Annotated in this window: 18 protein-coding genes, 1 tRNA gene, 1 rRNA gene and 1 pseudogene; 4 read left to right on the top strand and 17 right to left on the bottom strand. The window is 42.0% G+C overall.

Annotated features, from left to right (window positions below; translation table 11 throughout):
• A 16S ribosomal RNA gene (locus M3234_RS13805) occupies positions 1-104 on the bottom strand; the annotation flags it as partial.
• Positions 105-485: 381 nt separating this feature from the next.
• A pseudogene (locus tag M3234_RS13800) lies at positions 486-1,391 on the bottom strand (DMT family transporter).
• Positions 1,392-1,504: 113 nt separating this feature from the next.
• Between M3234_RS13800 and M3234_RS13795 the strand changes: the two are divergent.
• Together M3234_RS13795 and M3234_RS13790 are read left to right on the top strand one after the other, a co-directional pair.
• On the top strand, positions 1,505-2,200 hold the full coding sequence (locus tag M3234_RS13795; RefSeq protein WP_262305261.1) for an MgtC/SapB family protein: 696 nt from the start codon (positions 1,505-1,507) through the stop codon (positions 2,198-2,200).
• Positions 2,201-2,285: 85 nt separating this feature from the next.
• Positions 2,286-2,358, top strand: a tRNA-Ala gene (locus M3234_RS13790).
• Positions 2,359-2,696: 338 nt separating this feature from the next.
• Here M3234_RS13790 and M3234_RS13785 read toward each other — a convergent pair.
• The 7 genes from M3234_RS13785 to M3234_RS13755 all read right to left on the bottom strand — a co-directional run bounded on the left by M3234_RS13785 (position 2,697) and on the right by M3234_RS13755 (position 7,774).
• Positions 2,697-4,073 (bottom strand): DEAD/DEAH box helicase, encoded by a 1,377-nt coding sequence (locus M3234_RS13785; protein ID WP_262305260.1) that lies wholly within the window; start codon positions 4,071-4,073, stop codon positions 2,697-2,699.
• 129 nt (positions 4,074-4,202) lie between these two features.
• Positions 4,203-4,568: an SCP2 sterol-binding domain-containing protein gene (locus M3234_RS13780; RefSeq protein ID WP_262305259.1), complete on the bottom strand. Its 366-nt coding sequence runs from the start codon at positions 4,566-4,568 to the stop codon at positions 4,203-4,205.
• Between the two features lie 164 nt (positions 4,569-4,732).
• A complete protein-coding gene (locus M3234_RS13775; protein ID WP_262305258.1) occupies positions 4,733-5,185 on the bottom strand; it encodes an OsmC family protein in 453 nt (150 codons plus the stop codon).
• 28 nt (positions 5,186-5,213) lie between these two features.
• Positions 5,214-6,383 (bottom strand): cobalamin-independent methionine synthase II family protein, encoded by a 1,170-nt coding sequence (locus tag M3234_RS13770; RefSeq protein ID WP_262305257.1) that lies wholly within the window; start codon positions 6,381-6,383, stop codon positions 5,214-5,216.
• An 18-nt stretch (positions 6,384-6,401) separates the two neighbouring features.
• Positions 6,402-7,115, bottom strand: a complete 714-nt coding sequence (locus M3234_RS13765; RefSeq protein WP_262305256.1) for a sulfurtransferase TusA family protein — start codon at positions 7,113-7,115, stop codon at positions 6,402-6,404.
• A gap of 15 nt (positions 7,116-7,130) precedes the next feature.
• Entirely contained in the window at positions 7,131-7,493 is a 363-nt protein-coding gene (locus M3234_RS13760) for a DsrE family protein (protein WP_262305255.1), read from the bottom strand.
• Positions 7,494-7,540: 47 nt separating this feature from the next.
• Positions 7,541-7,774 (bottom strand): sulfurtransferase TusA family protein, encoded by a 234-nt coding sequence (locus M3234_RS13755; protein WP_262305254.1) that lies wholly within the window; start codon positions 7,772-7,774, stop codon positions 7,541-7,543.
• Positions 7,775-7,924: 150 nt separating this feature from the next.
• Between M3234_RS13755 and M3234_RS13750 the strand changes: the two genes are divergently transcribed.
• Entirely contained in the window at positions 7,925-8,809 is an 885-nt protein-coding gene (locus M3234_RS13750) for a selenium metabolism-associated LysR family transcriptional regulator (RefSeq protein WP_262305253.1), read from the top strand.
• A gap of 52 nt (positions 8,810-8,861) precedes the next feature.
• On the opposite strand, the gene mnhG is transcribed toward M3234_RS13750, so the two are convergent.
• Genes mnhG through M3234_RS13715 form a run of 7 tightly spaced genes read right to left on the bottom strand, consistent with a single transcriptional unit; the run spans position 8,862 to position 14,637 of the window.
• Complete coding sequence (gene mnhG, locus M3234_RS13745; protein WP_262305252.1) at positions 8,862-9,233, bottom strand: monovalent cation/H(+) antiporter subunit G; 372 nt, start codon at positions 9,231-9,233, stop codon at positions 8,862-8,864.
• The gene (locus M3234_RS13740; RefSeq protein ID WP_262305251.1) at positions 9,211-9,495 is read right to left on the bottom strand and encodes a Na(+)/H(+) antiporter subunit F1; all 285 of its coding nucleotides are present in this window, start codon (positions 9,493-9,495) and stop codon (positions 9,211-9,213) included. Before M3234_RS13740 ends, mnhG begins: the two co-directional genes overlap by 23 nt.
• Complete coding sequence (locus M3234_RS13735) at positions 9,492-9,971, bottom strand: Na+/H+ antiporter subunit E (RefSeq protein ID WP_262305250.1); 480 nt, start codon at positions 9,969-9,971, stop codon at positions 9,492-9,494. Before M3234_RS13735 ends, M3234_RS13740 begins: the two co-directional genes overlap by 4 nt.
• Positions 9,972-9,998: 27 nt before the next feature.
• Positions 9,999-11,486 carry a Na+/H+ antiporter subunit D gene (locus M3234_RS13730; protein ID WP_262305249.1) on the bottom strand — a complete coding sequence of 496 codons (1,488 nt, stop codon included), beginning with the start codon at positions 11,484-11,486 and terminating at the stop codon, positions 9,999-10,001.
• On the bottom strand, positions 11,479-11,817 hold the full coding sequence (locus M3234_RS13725; RefSeq protein ID WP_262305248.1) for a Na(+)/H(+) antiporter subunit C: 339 nt from the start codon (positions 11,815-11,817) through the stop codon (positions 11,479-11,481). The genes M3234_RS13730 and M3234_RS13725 overlap by 8 nt, the downstream gene beginning before the upstream one ends.
• Positions 11,817-12,242, bottom strand: coding sequence for a Na(+)/H(+) antiporter subunit B (locus M3234_RS13720; RefSeq protein WP_262305247.1), 426 nt, complete (start codon positions 12,240-12,242; stop codon positions 11,817-11,819). Before M3234_RS13720 ends, M3234_RS13725 begins: the two co-directional genes overlap by 1 nt.
• Positions 12,226-14,637 (bottom strand): Na+/H+ antiporter subunit A, encoded by a 2,412-nt coding sequence (locus M3234_RS13715; protein WP_262305246.1) that lies wholly within the window; start codon positions 14,635-14,637, stop codon positions 12,226-12,228. The genes M3234_RS13720 and M3234_RS13715 overlap by 17 nt, the downstream gene beginning before the upstream one ends.
• Before the next feature lie 143 nt (positions 14,638-14,780).
• On the opposite strand from M3234_RS13715, the gene M3234_RS13710 reads away from it, so the two are divergent.
• Positions 14,781-15,473, top strand: a complete 693-nt coding sequence (locus M3234_RS13710) for a universal stress protein (protein ID WP_262305245.1) — start codon at positions 14,781-14,783, stop codon at positions 15,471-15,473.
• 51 nt (positions 15,474-15,524) lie between these two features.
• On the opposite strand, the gene M3234_RS13705 is transcribed toward M3234_RS13710, so the two are convergent.
• Positions 15,525-16,091 (bottom strand): tyrosine-type recombinase/integrase, encoded by a 567-nt coding sequence (locus tag M3234_RS13705; protein WP_262305244.1) that lies wholly within the window; start codon positions 16,089-16,091, stop codon positions 15,525-15,527.
• Positions 16,092-16,107 lie beyond the last annotated feature (16 nt).

The following is a 16,107-nucleotide window of genomic DNA, read 5'->3' as shown; positions in this document are numbered from 1 at the left end:
CCGCCGCTAATCACTGGGAGCAAGCTCCCAGTGATCCGCTCGACTTGCATGTATTAGGCACGCCGCCAGCGTTCGTCCTGAGCCAGGATCAAACTCTCCAATAAAGTTGAGTTGATTAGCTCATAAAGTTACGTTGGCTTCATTTCGAAAGAAATGAATGTTTATTGTTGACGTTTTTGTTTGTTTAGTTTTCAAAGAACGATCATCCAAGTGCTTGTGCACTTAATTCGACTAAGCCGCTCGAAAGCGACCTCTTTAATTTATCATATCTCACTTCGTGATGTCAACAAAATTTTAAAAAATTTCTAATTTGTCGTTTGACGCTCTCGAAGAGGACAGGAATTAATATACCATGTTTTAAATATGTTTGCAATATAAGTTTTGAAAAGAGTTTTTTTAATGGGTTTTTATTATCTATATAAAAGGCTAAAGCTCGAATGTTATCCATTGAAAAATAAAAGTGTGATCGTCCCCTTATCATTTCATTAGGATTGGCTATTCATTTCATGTTTTAATTTCAATCTTCGTTCATCAAACACGAATAATAGAATGCCGCCGATGATGACAATGCCACCCAGTATTTGTGTCCAAACAACATATTCACTTAGGCAGAAGTAAGCAAAGTTTGTCGCTCCAACAGGCTCAAATAAAATCGCCATTGAGATCGTTGAAGTACTCACCCATTTTAACGACCAATTAAATAAGGTATGCCCCAACAGGTTCGGAATTAGAGCCAGCAAGATAAAATAAAAAACCAATCACTTGCCGGATATGGATGTAAGGGCTGGTTAGCTGCAAAGCTATAAATGAATAAAGTAATCGAACTCATAAAATACACAAGAAATGTATATGTAATTAGTGATACCCTTTTTCGAACATTTTTCCAAATAATAAATAAGCGGTTATTAGAGCGCAGGCTATTAGGGCAAGTATATCTCCAAAAAGGGCCGTTCCGCTAATCCGAAAATCTCACCAGCTGATGATGATACTCCCTCCAACTGCTATGATTCCGTTGATGATGGCCTTGTCAGATATTTTTTCCTTAAAGATAAAATACGTTCCTACACATGCAAAAATAGGCTGAAGCGTGACTAACACGGTGGAGCTTGCTACCGATGTGTAGTTTAACGACTCAAACCATAGAATAAAATGAAAGGCCAGAAATACTCTGGCAATGATGGAATACAACCAGTCTTTTTTCGTAATCTACGCAGTTCTCCAACATGCTTTATTAAAAAAACGGGTAACATCAAAAGTACGGAAAACAACAGGCGATAAAAAGCTATGACACCTGAGGGCGCAGAACTGTATTTCACAAAAATGGCCGATGTGGACACTGAAATGACGCCAATTGCCAACACGGCGTAGGGGTTTATTTTTGGCTCTTCCATATTGGACTCCTTTATAGGTAAAATAAAATTACATATTTATAGCAATCGTAAAGTATTCTTAGTTGTTTTTTCAAAAAACAAGCCCTATTACAATATTAAATGGACGTGAGATTATGAGCAGCATCGATATTGATATATTAATTAAGCTTGGCATTTCCGCTGTGTTTGGACTCATTATTGGACTTGAACGGGAACTAAAAAGAAAACCTGTGGGACTAAAAACCAGTCTTGTCATTTCTGTAGTCAGTTGTCTTCTGACCATTGTATCGATTGAATCAGCTTATATGTTCCCCGATTCCGCAGAAGTTAGAATAACGATGGACCCATTGCGATTGGCTGCCCAAATCGTCTCAGGTATCGGTTTTCTAGGTGCTGGTGTTATTTTAAGACGGGGTAACGACAGTATTTCCGGACTCACGACGGCTGCTATGATCTGGGGGGCAGCAGGGATTGGGATTGCTGTCGGTGCCGGTTTTTACATAGAAGCGTTTGCCGGAGTCGCATTGCTGATTATTAGTGTCGAATTAGTTCCGGCCGTCATGAAAATTTTTGGCCCTAAACAATTACGCGAAAAAGAGATCATGCTTCAATTATTTATAAGGGACCAAGTCCAAATTGATAAAGCCATTACGTATTTAATGGAAAAAGAATATATTATCCGCAGACTCAGGATTAAGGATTTGGACAACGGCGATCATCTTGTGCAAATATTGGTTGCGGTTGACTACCGTGAAAAGACAACAGATGTATATGCCTCCGTGTCGGAATTAGAAGGTGTGAATAAGGTGGAAATAGAAAGCATCAGTTAATGGAGAATTTTTTTAGCCTTTCCCTAAATTTCCTCTTGCAATAAAAATATAATCCAGATATAATTCTTGTTGTACCGATTCAAGCGGGGGATTAGCTCAGCTGGGAGAGCGCTTGCATGGCATGCAAGAGGTCAGGGGTTCGAGCCCCCTATTCTCCATCATTTTTTCGAAAACCTTTGCGTTAAGCAAAGGTTTTTTCATTTCCAGCCCGAACATTTTTAGCCCTGAAGCCGGAAAAGCGATTTTTGTAGGGAACCCAATCTTCCCTTACACAACACCGGGAATCGTCTCCATACCGCTTGGATTCTTTGCAGGCTATCTCGGAACCATCCTCTCTAGCCAAAAAGCGGATGTGAAGAAATACGAGGAAGTCTTGGTCAAATCAAATACTGGTATCGGATTAGGAAGGTAAAGGGAAATAAAGGAAAAAGGTGCCTGACACCCATAGGGGATTAGGCACCTTTATTATGTGTCTATAGTATAATGCGGAATAAATTTAGCGCTGTTTTTTTCTTCCGGCGCTATTTTTAGTGCTGTTCCTCTTTCCAGCGGTTTTGGCGTTTGGTTTTCCTTTGGCAAAGCTTGGTTTCGCGCTTCGGCTCTTTGTAAGCTGTGCCCCGCTCTTTTTATCTGCGCTCTTTCCCTGCGGCTTGCGGTCTCCACTTTCTTTTCTATGACCGTCCGGCTTTTTCCGGGCAGTTCGTTTTTGTTTTTCATCATTTGTTGGCATGTCCTTTTTTTGACCTTTTTCTTTATCGACATTGCCCAGGTTTTGTTTTTGAATTCGAATATTTAGCTCTTTTTCAATTAAATCAAGAGTTGGCCTGTCTGCGGAGGAATATAAGGTTATCGCCAATCCCTTCAATCCTGCTCTTCCTGTCCTGCCAATCCGGTGAATATAGCTTTCGGAATCCTGGGGAATATCGTAATTAAACACATGTGTGACGCCTTCAACATCCAGTCCTCTTGCCGCTACATCCGTGGCTATCAACAATTGAACCTCAGCATCGCGGAACCGCTTCATCACTTGCTCCCGTTTACCTTGTGAAAGGTCACCGTGTAATTCATCGCAGGAAAATCCCCGAGCCCGCAATATCTCATAGAGCTTACTCACTCTCCGTTTCGTCCGGCAAAAAATTACCGCTAAAAACGGTCGATGGGTTTCAATTAACTGAATCAGTGTGGCTTGCTTTGCCCGGTCGATGGTATGAATGGCAATCTGCTTTACATTGTCTGCAGGACCTTGAACTTTTTCAATTTGAATATATTCAGGGCTCCGCATATATTTATTAGCCAGTTTTCTGACTTCGTAAGGAATCGTTGCCGAGAAAAGCATGGTTTGCCGTTGTTTCGGCGTTTCTTTAATGATATCCTCTATCTCATTGAGAAACCCGATGTGGAGCATTTGGTCCGCTTCATCCAACACAAGAAATGACAGATTGGCCAGATCGATTGTTTCTCTCCGGATGTGATCTAGAAGCCTTCCTGGCGTCCCTACAACAATCTGAGGTTTGTTTTTCAATTTCCTTAATTGCTTGTCTACATCCTGTCCGCCATAAACTGCCAGAACATGAACCTCATCCAAACCATCAATCAACTTTTGTATTTCATCCGTTATTTGCAGTGCCAGTTCCCTTGTCGGGGTGACAATAAGAGCCTGAATCTGGTCCCCATCCCGTTTTAATTTTTCCAGTATCGGCAGGACGAAGGCAAACGTTTTCCCTGTCCCTGTCTGCGCCTGAGCAATGAGGTCCCGGCCATCCATGATAATTGGAATTGCCTGTTGTTGTACTGGGGTTGGGTTCGCCACACCCTGACCTTGCAATTTTTCAGCTAACTCTGTGGAAATGCCTAGTTGTATGAATTTTAACAAAAGACCGCCTACTTTCTGTATGTACCTTCCACTAATAATGATTGTTTTCAACGTTTTTAGCAATTATTCAGGTGAAATCTTGAAACAAAATAAAAGACCGTCGAGAAATCACTCAACAGCCTTATATGCTTATAATGGTTCTTTTAAGTTATATTTCTTTAGAATGCTTTCAATTTTAAACCCGGTACCCACGTCGCCCTTTACCTTTACTTTCCCCAATAGCAAAGCCATTGAACCGCTCATTTTACATAAAACAAATTTTTTGAAAGTATCATAGTTTAGAGTTAAAGCAACAGTTGGAGTAACTTCGACTCCTTCCCTGATGGTCAGTTTACCGTCTTGGAAAAAATGTTGATAGGTTGAAGGCTCTTGATCAGTAACTTCATATTGAACGACAGCATTAAAACATTGAATCGGACCCGGATTCTCATTGAATATTTGTTCAATTCTTGCCATTAATTCTGCTAACGAATATTCTTGGAGTGTTTTAGCCATATAAAGCCCCCCAATGCTAAAGTAAGTTACACTCCAATAATACCAATACGTACCCTTATTATACAGTGAATACTTTTTGAACTTTTTGGAAAAAGGTGCCTGACACTCATCGCTGGGTCGGCACCTTTTTAAAGTTGTTTATATAGGTTATTAGTTGCAGAATTTTAGACGGTTACTTCTGCTTTGGTCCATAGGTTTTCGATAGGGATTCCAGCGTCTTTCATGGTGCGGAATACAGGGCAGCGCAGGTCGACGGATTTTCGCAATTCTTCGATTCTTTCTTGAGATTCTGATGTTTCAATTACGGCCTTCACCTTAACCTGCTGGAAATACGGCTTAACTGATAAGTCACCCATTAATCCGGCGACGTCTAAATGGCCTTCGACATCAAAGGTGATTCCCTGGAGATCAAACTTCATCTCTTGCGCGATTAATTGCGCCATTACATTTTCACAGGCAATTAAAGATGATAATAGCGTTGATAGCGGATCGATTGCAGAGTCCTTGCCGCCAAATGATTCTGGTTCATCAATTGCAATCGTGTGCTTGCCGGCAACCGCATCTATACGCATGCCCATACCTTTTCCCTCAACCTTAAACTTCGTTAATTGTCCCATTTTAGATTCTCCACTCCATTTCAGACTATTAAACGAGCACAATCTCTCGTAATTTCTTTGCAGCTTCCGCCATTGCCTTTAATTTTTCAACCGCAATTTCATCACTGTTCATTGGCCTTTGAGCAAACGTTCCAAAGCCGCAATCAGGATTTAGGAAGATTTTTGCATCCGGCAGATATTTTCTTACTTCCTGAACACGTGCCACAATCGCTTCAACCTCTTCTATTTCTTCCGTCCGCGGATTGACAACACCGAGTCCGATTTCTTTCCCGCCAAATTCGCGGATGGCATCCAATTCTCCCGCCCTTGGTGTGGCGTATTCGAGAATGAGTTGGTCAACGTTGACATTAGCAAGATATGGGATTAACGGGTAATATGGCCCTCTTAGCAATACCTGCTCCTGTGTGCTCCAATTGCCACGGCAAACATGGACACCGATTTTTGTACCTCGGCCGAGCATTCCTTCTGTCACTTGATTCATCAAGTCAAGCGCAAAAGCAATTTCCTGTTCGGCATCGGCCTTGGCCGTCAATGCCCCGCACATAAAGGTACGATTTGCGTTTTTCTGGGTAAACACAAGCTCGGTTAAGACCGGTTCATCAAATTGGACAAACTCAACACCAGCAGCAATCAAATCTTCCAATTCTTCCCGCAGCACTTTAACAATATCGACTGCCAAGTCTTCTTTGGTCGGATAAGCATCCTTCGATAGGCCCTCCACCCACATTGACCTTGTTAACAGGTAGGGACCGGGTAAGGCAACCTTAACCGCTTTATCTGTATGCTTTTTTAAAAATAAAAAATCATCTAAGGCGAGTGGTTTTTTACGGCTTATTTTTCCGGTTGCAGCCGGATTGGACATGGAAAAAGCCGGTACGTCCAATGTCCCGAGGATTTCCTCAAAGCTCGCCTTATCCTCGACATATTCAAGCAGTTCTGATACCATCAGCATCCGGACATTATCTAAATGCTCAGCAACAAACGAAATGAAATTATCGCGCCGCTGCTCGCCGTCCGAAACGATATCAATCCCAGCCTCCTCCTGCCATTTTAAGCATTGTAAAACGGCTGTGTCCGCTATTGTCTGAAATTCTTCCTCGCTTATTCTTCCGGCACGCTTATCGCGCATGGCCCGTTTAACTTCATTTGACCGCGGCCAACTGCCAATAACGGTGACAGGAAACATAGGTAATGTCATAACTAGACTAACCCCCTGTTAAAATACAATCGCTAGCTTAATATCAATAGTTACGGCTTGGTTGAGAGTTTGAAAGATTGGCGACCGGGCAAGCGTGTTGCTCCATAATTCTTCCAGAATCTCCTCAGATTCCGGTGATGATACATAAAAAGTGCCAGTAACCTGATTTACTCTCGGGCTGCCTTCATCTTCAAGCTCCATATGGTATAACACATTTTCCAAGCCGCCTTTTAAGCTAAGCTCCAAATTATCAATTTCAACATTTCTCCTTGACGCCTGTGCTTTAAATCCAACCGTCAGACACGAAGCAAGTGAAGCCAACAAATAGTCAACAGCACTTGGCGCACTCACTTTTGGACTAAAGTCTGCTGACTGCCCGGCAATAAATGTGTGGTTCCGTGAATGTACCGTCGCAGAAAGGTCGTTCCCGCCGCGAACACGAACGCTCCATTGATAGCCTTTTGCGGCCTGAAGGTCTTGTTCAAGCTCCGCCTGATTCGATCCTTTTTTAATAAAATATCTTGTCGTATTATCGCCAGGCTGAGAGCCAAGAAATTCATGCTCAACCATCCGGCACCATGCCGGGAGGTCCTCAGCAACCGTTTTTTCTCTGCTTCGAACCTCCAACACCTGACCTCCAGCGAGCGGATCCATTGCTTTTTTTATAATCAATAACAAACCCGAACCGCAATCCAAATCCCCGCCATCACAGACTGCATGTGGATTATACATTCTGTTCACCTTGGATTAATACGTAATCGAAGCTGCGCCCTGGCTTAGGAACTCTACTACTTTAGCACCGCCGACAATTGTCGCACCTTCTATTAAATTTTCTTCGTCAAGGCCGCGCTTTTTGAAGCATGGGCTGCAGACCCAAAGTGTTCCTCCTGCTTCTACAAATTGCTCCATTAACTGTTTTAATGGTGCAAAGCCTTCTTCATGTATCTCATCGGCATAGCCTTTTGAAGAAAGGTAAGCGCCTTCAACGTTTAAGAAAACTACTGTTTCCTGCCCGGATGCCACTGCAGCATTTGCCACCACGAACCCCACAGTTGCTTTATCAGGGTCATTTTTTGCATTTGTTAAACTCACTAAAAATTTTCCAGCCATTTTTTGTTCCTCCATTTGGATTAAATTTATGTAAAAGACTGTAATAATCAGCCTTTTTCAATAAAGTAATGACTTGTCTTGCCAAAATCCTCACGGTTCAAAAGAGTATGCTTTTGCATGCGGCACCACGCCGGCAAGTCCTCGCGGGCACCTGGGTCGTAGGAAATCACCTTGATGATTTGTCCCGGCTCCATTTTTTTCATTGTTAAAAACAAGTTCATAATTAATTCACCACACCCAGTCGGGCCGGCGTCGTAAAGTAAATCGAAGTGCTGTTCCATAAATAACTCCTTTACAACATACAAATGTTAAAAACTTGTCAAATAGTCTTGTCATTTTCATTATAAGAAAGTGGTATGCTAAGATAAATTCAATTTATCTATTTAATGAATGAAAACTCATCGGTTTTTTGAATATAAGGAGATTAATATATGGATTTACACCAGCTATATGTATTTACCAAAGTTGTCGAGCATAAGAGCTTTTCCAAAGCGGCGGAAGATATATTCTTAAGCCAGTCTACGGTTAGCTCCCATATTCATGCTTTAGAAAAAAATCTGAATGTCCAGCTGTTTGACCGTGTCGGGCGCGAAAACATTTTAACCCCTCATGGAGAACGTCTCTACCAGTGGGCGCAGAAACTATTATTGTTGAAGGACCAGGCATTGCTTGACCTTAAGGGAGGACAACAAGAGCTTCGAGGGATGCTTCGGATTGCGGCGAGCTCAGTACCAGGGCAGTTTATGATACCGAAAATGGTGAAGCTGTTTCGGGATCAGTATCCTAATGCTCTGTTCCGCATCAATCAATCCTCCTCGAAAAATACGGTAGATAAAGTATTAAATGGCTCCGTAGATTTAGGGGTTTTAGGGGATAAATATGAAAGCGATAAGCTAAGATATATACCATTATTAAAAGAAAAACTTGTCCTGATCACATCGAATCAGGTTAATATAGCCGGTCCTGTAGATATCCATGATATATTGCAATATCCATTTATTATGAGAAACAGCGATTCAGGAACAAACGCGATATTGGAAAGGCTTCTTAAAAAAAATAAAATCTCAAAGGACCAATTAAACATTATTGCCTATACAGACTCTAGTCAGAGCTTAATTCAATTTGTTATGCAGGATATAGGAATATCGATCATTTCTGAAATTGCGGCTAAAGAGTACGCCTTGCAAAACCAGCTAAAAATGTACGAAATCAACGGATTCGACGAGGAGAGATACTTTTATCTTGTCTACAATCTTCAGAAAACACAATCGATTTTGGGGAAATTGTTTATCGAACAGGCACCAGATTTAGTATAAAAATGGCCTGAGCTTACGCACTGTCAGCAGCTGTAAACTCTGGCCCTCTTTTTCAGTCAGTTCGAGATTCATATAAATCTTTTTCCCTGACTTCCTTCAAGTCGTCTTGAACACTCTGCTTTGCCAGTTCTACATTGGAACGATGCGCCGCCCGGACAATGACATGAGCGGCAACGGGGGCGGTAAGGAACACAAAGAATATTCCGAGGAATAAGCGAATACTAAAATACCCTTCCAAAATGAAAAACAGAAATGTTCCGCCAAGTATAAAAAGAACACCCATCGTTGAACCTTTTGAAAGCGCATGAGCACGGGTGTAGATATCTGGAAGCCGAATCAAACCAATCGCACTCAAAAAACTAAAGATCGTTCCAACAAAAATTAACAGGACAGCAATCAATTCAATCTGATTGTTTCCGCTCAATGACTACACCCCTTTCTATATAACGTGCGAAGGCAATCGTCCCAATAAAAGAAAGGATTCCAATCAATAAGATCACTTCAAAAAAACCCGTACTTCTTACCAATACGGAAAAAATGGCGACACCCGACAATAAATTGATTCCCAAGGCATCCAGTGCCTGTACTCTATCCGGCGCAGTAGGGCCCTTGATCAGCCGATAGATGGTGGCAAAAATAGCAAAGCTTAGAAATACCAATGAGTAAATTAAAATGGTTTGAATCATGCCCGTGTCACCTTCTTTATTGCTTTTTCAAATTTGGCTGTCGATTGAAGAACGGCATCACTTGATTTTGGTATATCCATCGCATGGATATAAAACCTCCTATTGTCTGGAGAGACTTCCACGACTACGGAACCGGGGGTCAATGTCAACAATAAAGCCAGCAGGGTGACTTCCAAATCTCCCTCTAGTTCCGTTTCCAAGGTGAAAATTCCCGGTGTGATGTTAATCTTAGGGGCTATCACCTGTTGGATAACCAAAATGCTTGAAGTAAACAATTCATATATAAATACGAAAAAGAGCTGGACGATCGCAAGCAGCGTTATTAAATAGAATTTAGTTGGAAAATACCTTCTCAGAATAAAAAGCACCAGTAATCCAAAAAGGTAACCGCTGAAGAATGTTAGCACACTCCAATCATCCTGAAGAAACATCCAGATTACCCCAATAAATAAATTGATCAAAACTTGCATGGGCATTGGAACCACCCCTTTCTATCATGGATTTTAATGCACTGAACGGGTGCCAAAAACGGCTTCAATATAGTTGCCGGGATTGATTAAGCCTTCTACCGCTAAATCCACGTAATGATGAATTCCTTCTGCTCCTAGTCCAAGCGTGATCGTTAACATGGTGAGTATTCCCAATGGCAGCAATAACCCCTTAGTTGTCCTCTTTTCATTTTCCTCCGAAGTGTCTGTCCCCCAAAACCCATTTATAAAAATCTTCATGATCGAATACAGAACCATAAGGCTTGTCAGCAGTCCAATAATCCCCAGCCAAATAAACCCTGCTTCAAATGTCCCCCTGGTAATGAATATTTTTCCTAAAAACCCGCTAAACGGGGGAATGCCTGAAAGGGAAAGGGCTGCAATAAAAAACATCCATCCCAATCCGGGGTATAACCGGATCAAACCACTGAAATCCTTCAATCTGCTGGTCCCAGTCAGGTGGATAACTGTTCCGCCCAAAAGGAAAATCAAAGCCTTTACGACCATATCGTGAATCAAATAATAAAGAGATCCCGTCAGCCCTTCCGCTGTTAATGAAGCAGCTCCAGCTAAAATGAATCCCACGCCTACAATGACGTTATAGGTTATGATTTTTTTAATATCCCAATAGGCAACCGCTCCGACCGCGCCTAAAATCATGGTGAATCCCGCTAAAATACCGATTAATAAGTGGGTAACCTCCGGTTCATGATAAAAAACAAGCGTGAATACCCTGATAATGGCATAGATGCCCACTTTCGTCAGCAATGCGGCAAAGATGGCAGCAATCGCCGTTGGCGGTGCACTGTACGAGCCAGGCAGCCAAAAGAATAAAAACAACCCTGCTTTCAAACTAAAAACAATTAAAAAAAGTATGGCGACAACCGTCATTAGCCCATCTTGCCCTGCCTCGGCGACCCTGATTGATAGATGGGCAAAATTCAACGTCCCTGTCATCGCATACAGGAAGGCAATGGCAACAAGAAACAGAAACGAGGAAATGATATTAACCAGGATATACTTAATTGATTCCCTTAGTTGATTTCCTGTACCGCCAAGAGAGATTAACACATAAGACGAAACTAACATCACCTCGAAGCAGACAAACAAATTAAAAATATCGCCTGTCATAAACGAGCCAATCACACCAGTAATCAAAAACATAAACAGCGGATAAAAATAGAAATTTTCTCGTTCCTGACCAATCGAGCGGAATGCATATAGCAAACAGCAAAGCGCAACAACACAGGTCGTCAGGATGAGCAAAGCAGCAAACATATCGGCCACCATACTCACGCCAAATGGAGCCTCCCATCCGCCCAGTTGTAATGTTTGCACACCCTCTTGATCAATTTGGAGTATTAATAGAAGCGTGACGATGCCAACCGCGATGATTGAACAAACGCTTAAATACCTATGGAAGATTATTCTTTTTCTAAAAATCACCATTACCATCCCGGCAATAATTGGGATAATGATTGGCAATATCACAAAATTATTCATTTTCTGTACCTCGCATTTGCTCTGTGTCATCCGTCCCCAATACTTTGTAAGCCCGATAACTCAACACTAATAAAAGAGCGGTGGTCGCAAAGTTTATCACGATGGCCGTCAACAAAAGGGCTTGCGGCAAGGAATCCGCATAGGTTAAATCCTCTATTCCCAAGAGCGGCGGCCCCCCCTTTTTAAGCCCCCCCATTGTGATGATCAATAAGTTCACCCCGTGTCCAAGTATCGATGTTCCGAGGATGATTCGCAGCAGAGTCTTTGTCAAAATTAAATAGATTCCAATTGCAAATAAGATCCCTACAAGGATAGACATTAATGTTTCCATTATCGATCATCCCCTATCGTCATGATGATGGTGATAGAGGTGCCTATTACCGCCAATGCTACCCCGATGTCAAATAAAACCGCTGTGGCCAGTTCCGTTTTGCCAAAAATGGGAAGTTTGAAGTAGCCAAATGCCTGGAATAAAAACGGGTGGTCCAGGAGCATGGCGCCAACTCCCGTCAGCACGGAAATCAATACACCGACTGCGGCCACCACTTTAAAATCAAGCGGAATATGATTTCGAACTGTTTCTATATCAAATGCCAAAAACAACAGAATTAAGGCAGAAGCAAAAGCCAGGCCGCCGATAAACCCGCCGCCAGGCTGGTGATGACCTGAAATAAACAGGTTGATGGCAAAGGTTAAGATGATGACGACGGCCACCTTTGTCACACTCCGTATGATCACATCATTTGACTTTTTCATTACTATCCCCCCCAGCTAACCGAAGCTTGATCAAGGTATAAACCCCGAGGCCGGCAATGCTTAATACGAGAATTTCGAGCATTGTATCGATTCCGCGAAAATCAACAAGGATGGAGTTGACGATATTTTTTGCACCGGCCAATTCGTATGAATTCTCATAATAACCGGATATCGATTGAAACAATCGTTTTCCATTTGCCGATAAGGCAACAATGGTGACCACGGCGCCAACCCCGATAGAAACGATCGCATTCACTGCCTTGAATTGAATCCGGGCAAACTCCTTACGCAATTGCGGCAAATGGTAGAAACATAATAAAAACAGCACGGTTGTTACTGTCTCAACCACCAATTGCGTCAATGCCAAATCGGGCGCCCGAAAGAGTACAAAGAAAAAGGAGACGAGAAACCCTAATCCCCCAACAGCCAGAATTGCCTTAAGCCTCGTTTTTGCAAAAAGAACAGCTGCAGCCGTTATAATCATCACAATCATTAAAGCCGCCTCAAACCAGTTTACCGGCGCATCGCCTGATGTCTGTATCGTAAGCCCATCAGATAACCAAACCGCTCCGCCAACAATAACGATAATAAAGGCAAAAATATAAACTAAATAATCGCGAATAAACCCGGTCATGTAACGGTCAGTCACTCGACGGGAGACAGCCTCCGTATTTTCCAGCCCAATGTTGTACAGATGATTTAACGTCAGATTCTCTGGATAAAAAAGATAAATCCGATACCATTTTTTTAATAAATGATACATGATGGTTCCAAGAACGATGACCCCGATGGTCATAAATAACTCGATATTCCAGCCATGCCAAGCACTTATTTTCACGTTGGTTTCCCCTGCAGCAGCCAGTGTCGGCACGATAGCCGCAAGTGCAGGACTTAACAGATACTTAGAAAGGATATTGGGAAAAAAGAAAATAATAACGACAAACAAGCCGAGCACAATTGGTGAAATTAACATCCCAAGCGGTGCCTCATGAACTTCCTTCGCTAATTTTTCAGGCTTATTTTTTCCTCTGAATGTTTTAAACACAAGAATCATGCTGTACACAAACGTGAATACACTGGCGATCCAGGCGATGATGGGAAACAGATTCCCAATGGAGTACACGCCGAATTCCTTCATTTCGGCTGCATTTATAACGGCAGTAAAAAACATTTCCTTACTTAAGAATCCGTTAAATGGGGGCAGCCCGGCCATCGAAAAACTTCCGATTACCGCCAAAGTAAACGAGATTGGCATTAAATGCATTAAGCCCCCCAGCCTGCGGATATCTCGTGTCCCGGTTTCATGGTCGATGATTCCGACAACCATGAATAAACAGCCTTTAAAGGTCGAATGGTTTACCAGGTGAAAAATAGCAGCAAAAATAGCGGCCATATAGACGGAGGATTCCTCACCCCCAGTATAGAGAGAGGCAGATCCTAACCCTAACAGACTCATGATTAATCCCAATTGGCTGATCGTGGAATACGCCAATAATGCCTTTAAATCGGTTTGTCTTACAGCATTTACAGACCCATATAGTAAAGTGATCATCCCCACACTGGAAACAATCCAAAACCACTCTGATTGACCGCCAAAGACCGGGGTCAGGCGGGCGACCAGATAGATTCCCGCTTTTACCATGGTTGCTGAATGCAAGTAAGCACTAATTGGCGTAGGGGCTTCCATAGCATCAGGCAGCCAAATACTAAACGGAAATTGGGCTGACTTTGTAAATGCCCCGATTAATATCAAAATCATGGATGGAACAAACAACGAATGAGATGGAACGTTAGCTGCTTGGCTGACCATCTCGCGAATGCTGTACGTTTCGGTCATCATGGAAAGCATGATTAAGCCCGCAAGCATGGTAAGCCCGCCAAATATCGTAATCAACATAGATTTTTGGGCACCATAACGTGATTTCTCACGTTCATACCAATACGCAATTAATAAGAAGGAAGAAACACTCGTGGTCTCCCAAAACACATAGAGCACAAAGATATTGTCGGAAAATACAAGTCCCAGCATCGCTCCCATAAACAAGAGCAAATATACATAAAAATTGTTAAGGGCCTCGCGTTTTGACATATAAAAGATGGAATATAAAATAACAAGGGCGCCGATACCGGCAATCAACAATCCAAATATTAAGCTTAACCCGTCTACATAAGTTGTGAAGTTGATATTATAGGACGGGATCCACGGAACTGTCGAGAAAGCAGTATTCCCATTAGAAATTGCTGTGGTAAAGGAAAGCAGAAATGCAAAAATCACCAGCGGGATGACAAGAACAAACCAGCCTGTATGAATGCGCGGCGTAAATTTCCTATAAATGTACGGGACTACAGCCGCAAAGATAAATGGCAGTAAAATCAGCAGATGTAACCAAGACATCAATTCCCCTCCTTAGAAAATGTTATAAAAAAGGCAGACCGTGAAATAGATTGACTGAAACTGTTCCATACGCTATAGTCATACATAATCTATAGTAATTGGCCGTAAAGAGTCCTACACAGCCAATCCGAGGTGAACAAATAATGAAAAGAATCAAGGGACGAACAGACGAAAGCATCCTCGTCTGTGTATATTATGGTCCTAATGGCGAAAGGCTTATCCAACGGGGATGTAAAATTGCCAATATGCTAGATTGTCCGCTTTACATTCTTACCGTCGACCCGAAACCATTTGATGAATTGGATGCCGAAAAAACAGGCTACATTGAGAAATGGAAACAGTTAGCCGAACAGCATAGTGCAAACGCGTTTATATTGAAGGACAACGAAAAGCGGCCAATTTCAAAGGTGATCGCGGAAGTGGCTAGAGATAAAAACGTTACCCAGATTGTTCTGGGCCAAACTGCGCAAAGCCGGTGGGAACAAATTGCTAAGGGATCAATCATTAACGCTCTGCTGCGTGAAATACCTTTTGTTGACCTCCATATTATTTCCGTCTCCCGTCAATTAAAAAACTCGGACAGTCATTACGATAAGGGTGTGCGTGCCTACCTTGTGAAGGAAGAGAACCTCTACAGGATCATCTTCAAACATACAAAGGAGGTTGAATTTGAAGGGATTTTCTTCAAGGAATTTGGAACCGACTTTGATAATGGTATTTTTAAATTTATGAAGGATAAAGAGACATTACAAGTCCAAGTTCATGATGGTATAGTGAAAGAATTGACAAACGTTGCAATGGATACCGACACGACGAAGGATAATGAATATTTATAAAAAACCTCCCCCTTTGCGGAGGTTTTTTCTTTTGCTAATTAGAAAGGCTGCTCATAAATTCACATCCACTTTTATAAGACGCTTCTCGTCCTGCTTATTTATTCCAATATACCTTAAAGTTTCGGACGGAGAATGATGGTGGTAAATTTGCATAATAATCGAAATCGCGATCCCTTTCCGATAGGCATGATATCCGAATGTTTTTCTAAGTGTATGCATGCCAATTTTCCCCGGGATCCCTGCTTCTTTTGCCACTTTATTTATGATCCGATAGGCTTGCTGCCGTGTGATTGGCTGGTTGTTCTTTTTGGACTTAAACAAGAAATCGCTGTCCTCAAATTCATGGGTTTTCAAATAATTCGTTAATTCCAGCTGAACATTATTATTTATATAGTAGGCGTGAGTTTCACCGCTATTGCAATCCTTTAAATAGATAAACTCTTTAATCCCTTTTTCATCTCTTATATCCTTCACTTTAATGGAAAGCAGTTCATTTACTTTAATCCCAGTATTAATTCCAAAAACAAAAAGCAATAAATCTCTTTGTGATTGTGTTCTTAAGATGCATTTAATAGCATCGATACTTTCAATATCTCTAATCGGATCCACATACTCCATGGAGGGCCTCCTAATG

Source organism: Neobacillus niacini, assembly GCF_023715785.1.
Classification (GTDB): domain Bacteria; phylum Bacillota; class Bacilli; order Bacillales; family Cytobacillaceae; genus Neobacillus; species Neobacillus niacini_E.
The sequence above is the reverse complement of the archived record's forward strand: the minus strand, read 5'-3'. Positions and strand labels throughout refer to the sequence as shown.